We start from the raw sequence: 14,404 nt of genomic DNA, 5'->3' as shown, positions 1-14,404 counted from the left end.
ACGCTCGCGCTAGGCTCCGGGCCATGACCCGCCCCGCCGGCCGTGTGCTCGCCCTCCTGGAGCTGCTGCAGTCGGGCGGTGTCCGCACGACCGCGGAACTGGCAGGCCGGCTCGGCGTCGACGTCCGTACCGTGCGGCGGTACGTCGGCCATCTGATCGACCTCGACGTGCCCGTCGAGACGGTGCGCGGCCGCTACGGCGGCTACCGGATCGGCCCCGGACACCGCGTGCCCCCGCTCATGTTCAGCGACGACGAGGCGCTCGCCGTGCTGCTCGGCCTGATCGCCGGGCGCCGTGCCGGGCTGACGACGACGGCGGACACGGCGGGCGAGACGGCCGCCGCCAAGATCCGCCGGGTGCTGCCCGAGCACGTCGCCCGCAGGCTCGCCACGGTTCTGGAGACCCTGGCCTTCACGGATCCGCCCGGCGAGCCGGCCGCCCCGGACGCCGGGGTCCTGCTCACCGTCGCCGACGCGGTACGTCACCGCCGGCCGCTCTCGATCGCATACACCGGCCGTGACGGCCGGCGCGGCGAGCGCGGGCTGCACCCGTACGGGATCGTCGCCCACGCGGGCCGCTGGTACGTCACCGGCACGGACCCCGGGATCGGCGAGGACCGGACCTTCCGGCTCGACCGCGTCGCGGGCGCGAGGACCCTGCCCGGTTCCTTCGAGGCCCCCGAGGGACCCGGGCCGGCCGAACGGCTCCTGTCCGGGTTCGCCGCGGCCGCCTACCGGCACCGGGTGACCCTGCGCATCCACGGTACGGCCGAGCAGATCCGAGCCCGGCTCCCCGCGGCCGTCGCGAGCCTGGACGAACCCCCCGCGGACACCGCCCCGGGGGCCGAGCGCTGGCACCGTGTCGAACTGCGGGCGGAGCGGCTCGACTGGCTGCCCCCGGTACTCGCCTCGCTGGACCGGCCGTTCGTCGTCGAGCGCCCGGACGAACTGCGCGACCTCGTCGTCGCGTACGCCGACCGCTTCGCCGCCCGCGCCCGCCGGACCTGACGCGGGCGGGCGGACACGGAGGAGCGGGCAGCCCCCGCGCACACCAGAAAAGAAGGACCCGCGGACGGTCGGTCGTCCGCGGGTCCTTCTCGTACAAGGTACCGCTGTCCTATTCGGCGAGCACGGCCTCGGCTTCGAGGGTGACGCCGACGGCCTGGAGCACCGAGGCGATCTTCACGGCCTCCTGGATCGTCTCACGGCCCACGCCGGCCTGGCGGAGCACCTGCTCGTGGGAGTCCAGGCACTGGCCGCAGCCGTTGATCGCGGAGACGGCGAGCGACCACAGCTCGAAGTCGACCTTCTCCACGCCCGGCTTGCCGATGACGTTCATCCGCAGACCCGCGCGGAGGTTGCCGTACTCCGGGTCCGACAACAGGTGCCGGGTCCGGTAGAAGACGTTGTTCATCGCCATGATGGCGGCGGCCGACTTCGCGGCGGTGTACGCCTCCGCGGAGAGGTTGGCCTTGGCCTCCGGCTCCAGCTCGCGCAGGACCTTCGGCGAACGCGAGGCGATCGCGCAGGCGAGCACGGTGCCCCAGAGCTGCTGCTGCGGCAGCTCGCTGTTGCCGATGACCGAACCGAGGTTCAGCTTCAGGTCCTTCGCGAAGTCCGGTATGGCGGACTTGAGTTCGTCGAGTGCCATGGTGATATCAGCTCACTCGCCGGAGAGGAGGGCGACCGGGTCCAGGGTGTTCTCGCCCTTGGTCCAGTTGCACGGGCAGAGCTCGTCGGTCTGCAGGGCGTCGAGGACCCGCAGGACCTCCTTGGGGTTACGGCCCACGGAACCGGCGGTCACCATCGTGAACTGGATCTCGTTGTTCTGGTCGACGATGAAGACGGCGCGCTGCGCGAAGCCGTCCTCGCCCTCGATGCCGAGGTCACGCATGAGCTCGTGCTTCGAGTCGGCCATCATCGGGAAGGGCAGGTCGGTCAGGTCCGGGTGGTCCTTGCGCCAGGCGTGGTGCACGAACTCGGAGTCGCCGGAGAAGCCGAGGATCTGGGCGTCGCGGTCGGCGAACTCGTCGTTCAGCTTTCCGAAGGCGGCGATCTCGGTCGGGCACACGAAGGTGAAGTCCTTGGGCCACGCGAAGACGATCTTCCACTGACCCTCGTAGGTCTTGTGGTTGATCCGAGCGAACTCCTTGCCGCTCTCCAGCGACACGCAGGCGGTCAGGTCGAACTCGGGGAACTTGTCACCAACAGTGAGCACGCGATCTCCTAGCAGGTCAGGAATTCCCCTTTTGGGGGCCTTCCTGGAGGGTTGGACTGACTCCACCTTGGCACAGAGTGCATTGATCGCGGAAATAGCTACACTCGGTTCCGATGATCGGAGGTACCTATCAGTGGCTCAGGCAATCCAGGGCAACAGGACCAAACAACCCAGCCTCTCGCAGCTGCGCGCCTTCGTGGCCGTCGCGGAGCACCTGCACTTCCGGGACGCGGCGGCGGCGATCGGGATGAGCCAGCCCGCCCTCTCCGGGGCCGTTTCCTCGCTGGAGGAGGCACTCGGTGTCCAGCTCATCGAGCGGACGACGCGCAAGGTGCTGCTCTCGACGGCGGGCGAACGTCTCGCCCTCCGCGCCGGTGCCGTCATGGACGCGGTCGGCGCGCTCATCGAGGAGGCCGAAGCGGTACGCGCGCCGTTCACCGGAACCCTGCGGCTCGGCGTGATCCCGACCGTCGCCCCGTACCTGCTGCCGACCGTGCTGCGCCTCGTCCACGACCGGTACCCCGAACTCGACCTCCAGGTCCACGAGGAGCAGACCACCTCGCTCCTTGAGGGGCTCTCCGCCGGACGGCTCGACCTGCTGCTGCTCGCCGTGCCGCTCGGTCACCCCGGGGTGACCGTGCTGCCGCTCTTCGACGAGGACTTCGTGCTGGTCACCGAGCGGGACCACCGGCTCGGCGGGCGCGAGGACCTCCCCCGCGAGGAGCTGCGCGGCCTGCCGCTGCTGCTGCTCGACGAGGGCCACTGTCTGCGCGACCAGGCGCTGGACATCTGCCGGGAGGCCGGGCGTACGGACGGGGCACCGGTGACGACGACCGCCGCCGGGCTCTCCACCCTCGTGCAGCTCGTCGCCGGGGGCCTCGGGGTGACCCTGCTGCCGCGTACCGCCGTGGCCGTGGAGACCGGCCGCAACCCGGCGCTGGCCACCGCCCGCTTCGCCGAACCCGCCCCGTCGCGGCGGGTCGCGCTGGCCATGCGGACCGGGACCGCCCGGCACGAGGAGTTCGGCCAGTTCGCCGCCGCGCTGCGCGAGACGATGGCCGCGCTGCCGGTACGGGTGACGGCCGCCGGGGACGGGTGAACCCCGGCGGCTGCCGCCCCGCCGCGCGACTACTCCGTGCGCAGCCCGTCCGGCCGCATCAGGCGCCAGAGCACCGGCAGCGAGAGCAGCGTCACCAGCAGCACCACGCTCGCGCCCGCGCCGGCCATCGGCAGGAACAGCCACCAGTCGGAGACCGGTTTGGCGGTCATCCAGGACAGCCCCCAGCCCAGCGCCAGCCCGCCGACGACCGCGACCACCAGGCCCACGCCCACCGGGATCGCCGTCTGCCAGAGCACCGACCACCCCAGCGTCGAGCGCCGGGTCCCGAAGGCCACCAGGACCGCCAGCAGCCTGCGCCGCTCCCGGAGCTGCTCCAGTTGCTGCACCAGCATCGAGACGGCCATCAGCAGCAGGACCGCGGTCCCGCCGACCTTGAGGGCGGTCTGGATGCTCGCGTACCGGCCGTCCCGCTCGGTCGAGTTCAGGGCGACGACCCGCATCGAGGGATCGATCACGGCCGCCGTGTTCCGTACGAACTCCGAGACGTCCGGCACCCGCTCGTCGATCCTCACCTGGAGGACGATCGTCGCGCTCGGCAGGGTGGCCGGATCGATCGCGCCGAGCGTGGCGAGGATGCCCGTGGTCTCCTCGCCGTGCGGGTCGAAGCGCCCGGTGACGGTCCGCGCCGATGCCGGAAGGGTCCAGCGGACCGGTCCGTCGGCGGTCCCGTAGTCGTCGATCTCGACCTGTTCGCCCTTGCGGGCGGCCTCGTCGACCCAGTCGGACATCTCCCGGTCGTGGGCGGGGTGGGCGACGAAGGTGTCGCCGTCCGCGCAGTCGCCGATCCTGGCCAGTTCCTTCAGCGTCGCGCAGTCGCCGACCGTGAGCGAGGTGGTGGGCTGGACCTCGTCCTCGGTGTACGTGCCCGGCTTGGTCGCGAACACGTCCACCGTGCCGATGACGTTCTCCACGCCCCGGGTGGACCGGAGCGACGCGATCGCGCCGGTGGCGCCCTCGGCGGAGACGTTCTGGGACGCCATGTAGAACTGGGCCCGGCTGGGGTCCTGGCCGGTCATCCGGTTGAAGTCGGCGTTCATCGAGGCGAACAGCATCTGGAGCGCCACCGCGCCCGCCACCGCCACCGTGATCCCGCTGACCGTCCGCGCCGCCGTCCCCGAGCTCAGCTGGAGCCGGCGCCCGGCCAGCTGCCAGGGCACCGGGCCGCCGCGCAGCCTGCTCACGCACGCCTCCAGCGCCCAGGGCAGCAGCAGCGCCAGTCCGCCCAGGACGAGCACCGCGCCGATGACGACCGGCGTCGCCCCGGCCGTGCCGTCCTCGGGCGCCCTGCCCTGTGCGGCGAAGACACCGAGCCCGGCCACCGGCACCACCAGCCGCCACCAGAGCCGCCGCTTCCGGCCGCGCGCGTCCCGTACGACACCCAGCGGCTCCACCACCACGGACCGCATGGCGACCAGGGTCACCAGCACCGCGCAGACCGGGACGGCGCACAGGACCAGCGCGACCAGGGGAGCGGAGGGGGAGAGGTCGGCGGGGAAGACGCTCTGCTCCCAGACCGAGAGGGAGCCGACGAACGGCCGCCCGGCCAGGAAGAGGGCCACCCCGCAGACCAGCCCGAGCAGCGCGCCGAACAGCGCCTCTCCCGCCGCGATCCAGCGGACCGAGCGGATGTCCGCGCCCACCAGGCGCAGTGCGGCGAGGCGGCGGTCCCGGCGGTCCCCGCCGAACCGCACGGCGGTGGCGATGAAGATGGCCACCGGCATCAGCAGCACCACGCCGACCATCACGCCGAGCACGAGGAGCAGTGGGCTGAGCGGGGGGACGGGCAGCCCGCCGCCGTAACCGTTCAGCCGGTGGCCGCCGTTCGCCCGGTCGAGGGTGGAACTGCCCAGATAGAAGAGGCGTTCGCCGGGGGAGACCAGCCCGGCATCGGAGATCGTGCCGTCGACGGGGTACGGCAGACGCTCGCGCAGCAGGCGTCCGTCCGGGGCGTCCAGCATCTCGGCGAGGGCGGGCGACACGTACATCCGGCCGGCGGCGGGGACGCGCGGCAGGCCCGGTGGGAGCACCGGGTGCGAGCCCTCGGCGCGCATCAGTACGCCCTGCACCGCACGGTTGCGGAACTCGGTGTCGATCCGGGTGACGAGGACCGTGCGGTCCGTCTTCTCGTTGGTCTCGGGCGCGAGCGAGGAAAGGCTCTCCGACCGGGCCTCGCTGCGATCGTCGCGCGTCTCCAGCAGGTGCGGGACGGCGGAGGCGACGAGCAGCAGCGCCACGCCGATGCCCACCCCGACCGCCGTGAGCACCGTGCGCGCCCAGCCCTCGCGCCCGCCCGCCGCGGCGAAGCGGACACCGAGCCCGAGGTCACGGAGCCATGCGGGAGTGCGCGTGCGGGCGTCCGGTCCGGTCACAGGGCGTACTCCAGGTCGGTGGCCCGGCCGTCCCGGACGGTGACGTCCCGGTCGGAGTAGGCGGCGACCCGCGCCTCGTGGGTCACCAGCACCACCGCGACCCCGGAGGAGCGGGCGGCTTCGGTGAGCAGCTCCATGACCCGCTCACCGTTGAGGGAGTCCAGCGCACCGGTCGGCTCGTCCGCGAAGAGCACCTTCGGGGAGGACGCGAGGGCGCGGGCGACCGCGACGCGCTGGCCCTGGCCACCGGAGACCTCACCGGGGCGTTTTCCGGCCACGTTCTCGACCTCCAGCCGCTCCATCCAGTGCAGCGCGGTCCGCTCGGCCGGCTTGCGGCGGACACCGCTCAGCCGCAGCGGGAGCGCCACGTTCTCCACGCAGGTCAGCTCGGGGACGAGCTGGCCGAACTGGAAGACGAACCCGAACTCGGTGCGGCGCAGGGCGCTGCGCTCCGCGTCGGACATCGTGGAGAGCTCGCGGCCCGCGTAGCCGACCGAGCCGGAGTCGGGCGTGATGATCCCGGCGAGGCAGTGCAGCAGCGTGGACTTGCCGGAGCCGGAGGGGCCCATCACCGCGACGACCTCGCCGGGGCGGACGGAGAAGGACGCGCCGTCGAGCGCGGGCGTCGCGCCGTACGTCTTGTGCAGGTCGCGCGCGCCGAGCAGAGGGCCGGGGAGCGGGGATCCGGAGGGCTGGAGGCCGGGGAACGTCACGGGGCGACCACCTCGGCGAGCTTGTCGAGCCGGGCGGCGGTCAGTTCCAGCCACCGCAGATCTGCCTCCAGGTGGAAGAGCGCGTGGTCGCAGATCAGCTGGTCGGCGAGGTCCCCACCGCGCTTGCGCGCCGTCAGCGTCCGCATCAGCCGCAGGTGTTCGGCGCGCTGCGTGTCCAGCACCCGGGCGGCGCCGCGGCCGGTCAGGATGGCCAGCACCACCTTGGTGTACAGCGTCGACTGGAGGTACGGCTCCGGCTTCTCCGGCTGGGCGAGCCACGTGGCGACGTCCGTGATCCCGGCGTCCGTGATGGCGTACCGCTTGCGCTCGGGGCCTCCGTCGCTCTCCACGCCGTCGACCTCGACGAGCCCGTTCTTCAGCAGCCGGGACATGGTCGAGTAGACCTGCCCGTAGTGCAGCGGGCGGTCGTGGCCGAACTTCTCGTCGAAGGTGCGCTTCAGGTCGTAACCGTGGCGGGGGCCGGACTCCAGGAGCCCGAGCAGGGTGTGGCCGATAGACATGCGGAGCACTGTACACGGTGTGTATACCTACCGTGTATAGCTGGCCGAAAGGCGGGCGGGCGCGCCCGAGGCGGGCGCGTCCCCCCTCATTCCGTCGGGTGGGCCCCCGGCTCCGGCTCCGTGTCCGGAGCCTTCGGCGGGCGGCCCCGGCGGGCGATGGGCGCCGTCGCGCCGGGCAGCCGGCCCGCCTCCGCCAGCGCCCGGCGCAGCAGGAACTCGATCTGCGCGTTGGCGCTGCGCAGTTCGTCGGAGGCCCAGCGCGCCAGCGCGTCGTGCACGGCGGGGTCGAGCCGCAGCAGCATCTGCTTGCGCTGCCGCGGCCCGCGCCCGGAGGTCTCGTCGGTCACTGGTAGAGCGTGCCCGTGTTCAGGACCGGCTGCGCGGCACGGTCCCCGCAGAGCACCACCATCAGATTGCTGACCATGGCCGCCTTGCGCTCCGAGTCCAGCTCCACGATGTCCTGCTCGGCGATCCGGGTGAGCGCCATCTCGACCATGCCCACCGCGCCCTCCACGATCTGCTGCCGGGCCGCCACGACCGCCCCGGCCTGCTGCCGCTGGAGCATCGCCGAGGCGATCTCGGGGGCGTACGCGAGGTGGCTGAAGCGCGATTCGATGATCTGGACCCCGGCCGCCCGCACCCGTGCCGTCAGCTCGACGGCCAGCTTCTCGGTGATCTCCTCGGCGTTGCCGCGCAGCGAGAGGCCGCCCTCCTCGTGGGCGTCGTACGGGTACTCGATGGCGATGTGCCGGACGGCCGCCTCGGTCTGGGTGGCGACGAACTCCAGGAAGTCGTCCACCTCGAAGAGGGCCTGTGCGGTGTCCTCGACCTTCCAGACGACGATCGCGGCGAGTTCGATGGGGTTGCCGTACGCGTCGTTGACCTTGAGCACCGCGGTCTCGTGGTTGCGGACCCGGGTGGAGATCTTCCGGCTGCTGGTGAGCGGGTTCACCCAGCGCAGGCCGTCGGTCCGGATGGTGCCGACGTACCGGCCGAAGAGCTGGACGACCCGCGCCTCGCCCGGCGCGACCATCTTCACCCCGCTCATGCAGAAGAAGGACGCGACGACGAGCAGGATGCCGACGATCACCAGGGCCGCGCCGAGGCCGTCGCTGCCGCCCGAGCCGAGGACTCCGCCGACGACGATCACGCCGACCCCGATGAGGACGCCGACGACGGTGAGCAGCAGGCCGAGGCCGCCCGGGATGGAGTGCGCGGTCACCTCCCTGACCTGCGAGGCCGGCATCTGCGGCGCGTCGACGGGCAGTTCGGTGGTGGGTGTGGGTACGGACGGGGCCGGCTGGCGGTCGTGGTGCTGTTCGGACACGGGGTCCCCCGATTCGTCTGGTTCCCCTGCGGACGCGGGGAAGTTCGCTGCTTCCAAAGTGATATCACATTAGCGGTTTTCGCAACCATGGGGCCCTCCAGGGAGTCGGTTCCTGGAGAAGCGGGTGCTGATTCTCACGTCCGGAAAAGGCCGGATCGCTTGCTTTTTGTCCGTCCTGACAGTGTTAGCTGTCTTGGCTGGGCAGAGCTGACGGCAGAACTGACGGCAGGGCTCACGGCGGTGCGGACGGCAGGGCCGACCGGACCGACGGAGCCGCGGGGGACCGACCGACCGAGAAACAGGAGCGACACAGCGATGGGGCGAGCGGATGAGCGTCGTGCCCGCAGCCGCGAGGCGCGGGCCGGCAAGAGGGGCGGCATACGCGGGCTCTTCACCTGGAAGCGGATGCTGGGCACGTTCTTCGGTCTCTGCCTGCTGGTGATGGGCGCCTTCGTGGTGCTGTACCTGTACGTACCGGTGCCCGAGGCGAACGCCCAGGCCCAGATGCAGAGCAACGTCTACAAGTACAGCGACGGCACCGTGCTCGCCCGCGAAGGCGAGGTCAACCGGGAGATCGTCGACCTCGCGCAGGTCCCGAAGCCGGTGCAGCACACCTTCGTCGCCGCCGAGAACAAGTCCTTCTACCAGGACAAGGGCGTCGACCTGAAGGGCACCACCCGTGCCATGCTCAGCACGCTCTCCGGCAAGGGCAAGCAGGGCGGCTCGACCATCACCCAGCAGTACGTGAAGAACTTCTACCTCACGCAGGACGCGACGGTCTCCCGCAAGCTCAAGGAACTGGTGATCTCGCTCAAGGTCGACCAGAAGATGACCAAGGACGACATCCTCGCCGGGTACATCAACACCGCCTACTACGGCCGCGGCGCCAGCGGCATCCAGGCCGCCGCCCAGGCCTACTACGGCGTGGACGCCTCCAAGCTCGACGTCTCCCAGGGCGCCTACCTCGCCTCGCTGCTCCAGGCCCCCAGCCAGTACGACTGGGCCACCGCGACCGCGACCGGCAAGCGCCTGGTCAAGGAACGCTGGGGCTACACCCTGGACAACATGGTCGAGAAGGGCTGGCTGAGCAGCGCCGACCGCCAGAGCCTGGAGTTCCCCGTCCCGAAGGCCCCCAAGCCCTCGCCGGGAATGGAGGGCCAGACCTACTACCTGGTCGAGGCGGCCAAGGCCGAGCTCAAGAAGCAGGGCCTCACCGACGACCAGCTCCGGGCCGGCGGCTGGACGATCACGCTCAACATCGACAAGAAGCGCCAGAAGCAGCTGGAGAAGTCGGTCGACGCCCAGCTGGAGTCGAAGCTCGACCGGAAGAACAGCAAGGTCGACGCCACCGTCCAGGCGGGCGCCACCTCGGTCGACCCGAAGACCGGCGCGGTCGTCGCCCTCTACGGCGGAGTCGGCCCCCCCGCGCACTACGTCTCCAACGCCACCCGTCGCGACTACCAGCCGGCCTCGACGTTCAAGCCGCTGGTGCTCGCCTCCGCCCTGGAGAACGAGTCCACCACCCAGGACGGCGACCTGATCGGCCTGAACACGACCTACGACGGCACCAGCAAGCGCCCCGTCGTCGGCAGCGACACCCCGTTCGCCCCGCAGAACGAGGACGACCAGGACTACGGCGACATCAGCGTGCAGAAGGCGCTGAACGCCTCGGTCAACTCCGTCTTCGCGCAGATGGTCGTCGACGTGGGGCCGGGGACCGTGAAGAAGACCGCGCTGAGCCTCGGCCTGCCGGACGAGAACTTCCCCGAGCGCCCCGCCATCACGCTGGGCACCATGAACGCCTCGACGTGGGACATGGCAGGCGCGTACGCCACCCTCGACAACCACGGCAAGAAGGTCACGCCCTTCATCGTGAAGTCGGCCGAGCACCGCGACCGCAAGGTCGACGCCGTGGACGGCGTCGGCAAGCAGGTGATCAGCCGCAAGTCGGCGGACACCGTGACCAAGGCGATGACCGGGGTCATCGACTCCGGCTCCGGCCAGGCGGCCAACACCACCGCGTACGAGGCGGCCGGCAAGACCGGTACCTCCGAGAACAACAAGGCGGCCTGGTTCGCGGCCTACACGCCCGAGCTGACCACCGTCGTCGCGCTCTACGGCGAGTCCCCGAAGGAGGGCGGCGGCCAGGTCAGCCTGACCGGCACCGCCAACTCCGGCCGTGCCAACGGTGGTGGCTTCCCCGCCCGGATCTGGGCCGACTACACGCTGGGGGCGCTGAACGGCGGCTCCGACGCGCAGTTCGACCTGGAGGACGTGGAGGCCGGCGAGGTGCCCTACACCCCGCCGCCGAGCCCGACCGCGTCGAAGTCGCCGACCCCGACGCCGAGCGCCACGACCGCGTCCCCCTCGGCGACGCCCTCGCAGGAGCCGACGGAGACCGAGACCCCGTCGCCCGACCCGAGTCAGTCGACCACCGTCGAGCCCAGCGAATCCCCCTCCGACGGATACGACCCGGGGGACGGATCCGACGACGGCGACGACGGCGACCAGTCGGGCGAGCGCCCCGGCGGTGGCGGCCTGCTGGGCTGACCCGCGGCGGCGGCCCGCGCACCCGACCGCGGGGCGGAACCGGAGACGATCCGGTTCCGCCCCGCGGTCGTGTGCGCGGCCGGTCAGCCGCCGTTGACCTCCGCTGCCACCCGGTCGCCGAGGTGCCTGCCGACGTCGCGCCCGTCCTGCGGCGCGCGCTCCGGCACCGGGGCGCTCACCCCGTCCAGCAGATGGCGCCAGGTCCTCGCCGACGCGGCGCGGGACCGGCTGGTCCCGAACCTCTCCGGGGCCGGGTCGCCGAACCGGGCGGTGTCCGCGGCCGGGCCGCCGTACGAGTTCCGCGCGCACACCGCTGCCGTCCGTGACGGTTCGCCGGGACCGGGCCGACTCCCCGGCCCCGGGGGTCGGCACCATGTGCTCCGGCCCCCGACAGGGCCTACCACCCTCGCACGCTCCTCCTACTGTCCCCCGGTCGCCATCTCGAACCAGACCACCTTGCCCGTGGAGAGCCGCGTCGCCCCCCACCGCCGGGCCAGCCGGTTCACCAGGAACAGGCCGCGCCCGCTCTCGTCCGTCTCCCGGGCCCGGCGCTGCCGGGGCAGCTGCGGCGAGTCGTCACCGACCTCGCAGCGCAGGATGTCGGTCCGCAGCAGCCGCAGCGTCACCGGCCGCTCGGCGTACCGGACGGCGTTCGTGACCACCTCGCTGACCAGCAGCTCCACCTCGTCCAAGAGGTGCTCCATGCCCCAGCGCTCCAGCGCCCCCCGGGCCAGCCTCCGGGCCCGGCCCGGCGCCGAGTCCTGCGGGTCCAGGGACCAGTACGCCACGTCGTTCGGCGCGATCCCGTCGAAGCGGGCCGCCAGCAGCGCGATGTCGTCGTCCCGGTCGCCCGGCCCGAGCATGTCGAGCACGTCGTCGCAGAGCGCCTCCAGCGGCGGCGAGTGGTCGGGACCGGTCAGCCGCGCGGTCGCCGCCAGCCGCTCCCGCAGCTGCTCGATGCCGGTCCACACGTCCCGCACCCGCGACTCCACCAGGCCGTCCGTGTACAGCAGCAGCGTGCCACCGGCCGGCGCGTCCAGCTCCACCGCCTCGAAGTCGACCCCGCCCACCCCGATCGGGGCGTTCGGCGGCACGTCGAGCACCTCCGCACGCCCGCCCAGGTGCAGCAGCACCGGCGGCGGATGACCCGCGTTGGCGACCGTGATGCGGTGCGCCACCGGGTCGTACACCGCGTACAGGCAGGTCGCCATGCGGTTCTCGCCCAGCCGCTGCGCCTGCTCGTCCAGGTGGTGCAGGACCTCCTGGGGCGGCAGGTCGAGACCGGCGAGCGTCTGCGCGGTGGTGCGCAGCTGCCCCATGATCGCGGCCGAGGTCATCGAGTGGCCCATGACGTCGCCCACGACCAGCGCGACCCGGCTGCCCGGCAGCGGGATCGCGTCGTACCAGTCGCCGCCGACCCGGGCGGTCTCGGCGGCCGGGAGGTAGCGGGAGGCGAGCCGCACCCCGGTGGGCTGCGGCAGCGAGTCCGGCAGCATCGTGCGCTGGAGCTCGTCCGCGATGTACGCCTCGCGGCCGTAGAGGACGGCCTTGTCGATGCCGAGCGCGGTGTGCGTCGCGAGCTGCGCCGCGACCAGCAGGTCGTTCGCCTCGAAGGGGGCGCGCTCGGTGGTGCGCAGGAAGACGGCCGAGCCGATGACCCGCCGCCGGCCCCGGAGCGGGGCCAGGATCGCGCGGTGACCGGTGGGCGCGGGCCGCCCCGAGCCGAGCAGCTCCGGCAGGGCCGACCGGGCCGCCGCGTTGTCGCCGAAGACCGGGCGTACCCCGCGCAGCACCTCGCCGAGCGCACCGCCGCTGCGTACCTCGCAGAGATCCGCGACGGGCAGCAGATCGGTCCCCGGGTCGATCAGCGGCGGTCTGAGCCGTTCGGGGTCGTGGAGCGCGTCCACGTCCTCCTCGGCCGTGCGCAGCCGGTCGCTGCGCCGCAGCCGGAGCACGAACGGCTCCACCGGCCGCTCGTCGCCCACCGGGAGCGGATCGCGCAGGTAGATGAGGATCTCGTCGCAGAAGGTCGGCACGCTGGCCCGGCAGAGACCGAGAACGATCTCGTCGAGATCGATGCCCCGGGCGATCCGGCGGGTGGCCGCGCCGACGAACCGCAGCCGGTCGCCCTCGCGCCGCGCCGCCGCCTGCGGGTCGGGCGCGGCGAGGACGCCGGAGGCGGCGGGCGCGGAGCCGGGGGCTCTGGGCGCCCCGGCGGGACCCGGGATGGCCGCGGGCGTCGCGGTGACCGGCGCGGCGTCCTGCTGCCGGGGCCGGGTGCGCTCCTGCGGCCGGGCGACGAGAGGCCGGTGGCCTTCGTGGGAGGTGGGATGCTCCGTCACGCGTGGGGTTCCGTCCGTCCGGGCCGGTTGTATGAGGCAGTCACCTCGTGGGGCGACACTCTGCCCCGGTGAGAGCGGTGGGAACAACGACGCTCACCCGTGACCGCCGCGCGCGGGGCCGAAACCATGCGCACACGTGACCGGGCGCTGACAACGTTTTCGGTGTCCGAGGCGTCCGAGGTGTCCGCCGCGCCCGAGGCGTCCGGGACACGCGGTGCGGCCCCGGCAGCGCGGACCGCACCGGCCGCGAGTGCGGCCGTGCCGCGGTGTGCACCCGCTCGTGCGAGCACCACGCCTCCACCCCCTCGTAGTGGCTTCCGCGACCGTGCGGTCCGTCCGGGCTGCGGCCCGGGCGGGTGGTACGGCCTGTGCGGTGTCGCCTGTGACATGCGGTCAGGTCCGGTGGCCGGTACGCGGGTTGTCGCGCACGGGCCCTCGGGAGGCTGATCCTACGGGCGCCCCCCACGGGTGATTCAAGAGTCTCACGACGGCGTACGCGCGCGGGTGCGGTCCCAGTCATCCGGCAGTGCCGGGACGGGCCAGGCCGGATCGGGCCGCCAGTGCTCCCAGCCGTCCCGGAACGGCGACCCCCACGCCTCGATCACCGAGACCGCCGCACGCCCTGCCCCGCGCACCCGCCCGGCCGTGCCGGCGTCCATCAGACCGACCCGCTGGGCCTGTGCAAACTCGTCCTCGTCGAGCCACTTCCAGCTCCGGTCGGGGTTCACCGAGATGTCGAGGAAATGATCCTCGGAATCGACCCCGGAACTCCAACGAGTGAGTGGTTCCTCGAAGTTGACGTACCAGTTCCGGAAGACCCAGCCCCGGTCCCAGAAGAGCCAGACCGACCAGGGCTCACCCGGCCGCGCGAGCTTCAGCACGCCCATGCCCCACCAGGTGTACCGGGCCGTGGTGCGCGGCACGGTGTAGCGGGTGGCCAGCGGTTCCGTGTGCACCTCGGTGCCGTTCGCGAGCACCGGCCGTACGCACTCGGTGCCCGGTGCCATCCACACCGCGAGGAGGTCCTCGGTGTCCTGCACGACCGTGACCGGACGGCAGATGCGCAGCGGCGGAGCGTGTGTGGCCCCGACCTCGCTGCCCTTGTCCCGGTAGCGCCAGAGGATGTGGTCCCCGGGCGCCCAGCGTGTGTGCTCTCCCGTACCTTCCATGAACAGATCTTACGGACGTCGCCGCGCGGGCGCTGCGATACGTACCACCTCGCGGTCCGGACCCCGACGGACCGTC

General features: G+C 72.4%; 13 protein-coding genes and 1 pseudogene. 3 read left to right on the top strand and 11 right to left on the bottom strand.

What is annotated here, in order from left to right; translation table 11 throughout:
• Positions 1 to 23: 23 nt before the first annotated feature.
• Positions 24 to 1,007 carry a WYL domain-containing protein gene (locus ACFZAX_RS22045; RefSeq protein WP_390963576.1) on the top strand — a complete coding sequence of 328 codons (984 nt, stop codon included), beginning with the start codon at positions 24 to 26 and terminating at the stop codon, positions 1,005 to 1,007.
• 109 nt (positions 1,008 to 1,116) lie between these two features.
• Here ACFZAX_RS22045 and ACFZAX_RS22040 read toward each other — a convergent pair whose 3' ends face one another.
• Both ACFZAX_RS22040 and ACFZAX_RS22035 read right to left on the bottom strand, forming a co-directional pair.
• Entirely contained in the window at positions 1,117 to 1,650 is a 534-nt protein-coding gene (locus ACFZAX_RS22040; protein WP_390963575.1) for a carboxymuconolactone decarboxylase family protein, read from the bottom strand.
• Between the two features lie 12 nt (positions 1,651 to 1,662).
• The gene (locus tag ACFZAX_RS22035; protein ID WP_390963573.1) at positions 1,663 to 2,217 is read right to left on the bottom strand and encodes a redoxin domain-containing protein; all 555 of its coding nucleotides are present in this window, start codon (positions 2,215 to 2,217) and stop codon (positions 1,663 to 1,665) included.
• Between the two features lie 133 nt (positions 2,218 to 2,350).
• Between ACFZAX_RS22035 and ACFZAX_RS22030 the strand changes: the two genes are divergently transcribed.
• Positions 2,351 to 3,316 (top strand): LysR substrate-binding domain-containing protein, encoded by a 966-nt coding sequence (locus tag ACFZAX_RS22030; protein ID WP_390963572.1) that lies wholly within the window; start codon positions 2,351 to 2,353, stop codon positions 3,314 to 3,316.
• A gap of 29 nt (positions 3,317 to 3,345) precedes the next feature.
• Here the strand turns inward: ACFZAX_RS22030 and ACFZAX_RS22025 are convergent, their stop codons facing one another.
• The 6 genes and pseudogenes from ACFZAX_RS22025 to ACFZAX_RS22000 all read right to left on the bottom strand — a co-directional run bounded on the left by ACFZAX_RS22025 (position 3,346) and on the right by ACFZAX_RS22000 (position 8,267).
• On the bottom strand, positions 3,346 to 3,669 hold the full coding sequence (locus ACFZAX_RS22025) for an FtsX-like permease family protein (protein WP_390963637.1): 324 nt from the start codon (positions 3,667 to 3,669) through the stop codon (positions 3,346 to 3,348).
• A 1,080-nt stretch (positions 3,670 to 4,749) separates the two neighbouring features.
• Positions 4,750 to 5,079: pseudogene (locus ACFZAX_RS22020) on the bottom strand (FtsX-like permease family protein); the annotation flags it as partial.
• Positions 5,080 to 5,702: 623 nt separating this feature from the next.
• Complete coding sequence (locus ACFZAX_RS22015) at positions 5,703 to 6,419, bottom strand: ATP-binding cassette domain-containing protein (RefSeq protein WP_390963570.1); 717 nt, start codon at positions 6,417 to 6,419, stop codon at positions 5,703 to 5,705.
• Entirely contained in the window at positions 6,416 to 6,940 is a 525-nt protein-coding gene (locus tag ACFZAX_RS22010) for a helix-turn-helix transcriptional regulator (protein WP_390963569.1), read from the bottom strand. The genes ACFZAX_RS22015 and ACFZAX_RS22010 overlap by 4 nt, the downstream gene beginning before the upstream one ends.
• An 86-nt stretch (positions 6,941 to 7,026) precedes the next feature.
• Complete coding sequence (locus tag ACFZAX_RS22005) at positions 7,027 to 7,287, bottom strand: hypothetical protein (RefSeq protein WP_390963567.1); 261 nt, start codon at positions 7,285 to 7,287, stop codon at positions 7,027 to 7,029.
• Positions 7,284 to 8,267: an SPFH domain-containing protein gene (locus ACFZAX_RS22000; RefSeq protein ID WP_390963566.1), complete on the bottom strand. Its 984-nt coding sequence runs from the start codon at positions 8,265 to 8,267 to the stop codon at positions 7,284 to 7,286. The genes ACFZAX_RS22005 and ACFZAX_RS22000 overlap by 4 nt, the downstream gene beginning before the upstream one ends.
• A gap of 315 nt (positions 8,268 to 8,582) precedes the next feature.
• Between ACFZAX_RS22000 and ACFZAX_RS21995 the strand changes: the two genes are divergently transcribed.
• Complete coding sequence (locus ACFZAX_RS21995; protein WP_390963565.1) at positions 8,583 to 10,817, top strand: transglycosylase domain-containing protein; 2,235 nt, start codon at positions 8,583 to 8,585, stop codon at positions 10,815 to 10,817.
• A gap of 83 nt (positions 10,818 to 10,900) precedes the next feature.
• Here the strand turns inward: ACFZAX_RS21995 and ACFZAX_RS21990 are convergent, their stop codons facing one another.
• The 3 genes from ACFZAX_RS21990 to ACFZAX_RS21980 form a co-directional block, all read right to left on the bottom strand.
• The gene (locus ACFZAX_RS21990) at positions 10,901 to 11,128 is read right to left on the bottom strand and encodes a hypothetical protein (RefSeq protein ID WP_390963564.1); all 228 of its coding nucleotides are present in this window, start codon (positions 11,126 to 11,128) and stop codon (positions 10,901 to 10,903) included.
• A gap of 108 nt (positions 11,129 to 11,236) precedes the next feature.
• A complete protein-coding gene (locus ACFZAX_RS21985) occupies positions 11,237 to 13,159 on the bottom strand; it encodes a SpoIIE family protein phosphatase (RefSeq protein ID WP_390963563.1) in 1,923 nt (640 codons plus the stop codon).
• Positions 13,160 to 13,641: 482 nt separating this feature from the next.
• Complete coding sequence (locus ACFZAX_RS21980) at positions 13,642 to 14,328, bottom strand: DUF402 domain-containing protein (RefSeq protein ID WP_390963562.1); 687 nt, start codon at positions 14,326 to 14,328, stop codon at positions 13,642 to 13,644.
• Positions 14,329 to 14,404 lie beyond the last annotated feature (76 nt).

The sequence above is a fragment of the Streptomyces sp. NPDC008125 genome, from assembly GCF_042957125.1.
GTDB lineage: Bacteria > Actinomycetota > Actinomycetes > Streptomycetales > Streptomycetaceae > Streptomyces.
Note: the sequence above shows the minus strand (reverse complement) of the source record. Positions and strands in the feature narration are given on the sequence as shown.

Bases quoted from the DNA above. Each gene is read 5' to 3' on its own strand.
- ACFZAX_RS22045 (WP_390963576.1), top strand. From the start codon at position 24: ATGACCCGCCCCGCCGGCCGTGTGCTCGCCCTCCTGGAGCTGCTGCAG.
- ACFZAX_RS22040 (WP_390963575.1), bottom strand. From the start codon at position 1,650: ATGGCACTCGACGAACTCAAGTCCGCCATACCGGACTTCGCGAAGGAC.
- ACFZAX_RS22025 (WP_390963637.1), bottom strand. From the start codon at position 3,669: ATGCTGGTGCAGCAACTGGAGCAGCTCCGGGAGCGGCGCAGGCTGCTG.
- ACFZAX_RS22010 (WP_390963569.1), bottom strand. From the start codon at position 6,940: ATGTCTATCGGCCACACCCTGCTCGGGCTCCTGGAGTCCGGCCCCCGC.
- ACFZAX_RS21995 (WP_390963565.1), top strand. From the start codon at position 8,583: ATGGGGCGAGCGGATGAGCGTCGTGCCCGCAGCCGCGAGGCGCGGGCC.
- ACFZAX_RS21980 (WP_390963562.1), bottom strand. From the start codon at position 14,328: ATGGAAGGTACGGGAGAGCACACACGCTGGGCGCCCGGGGACCACATC.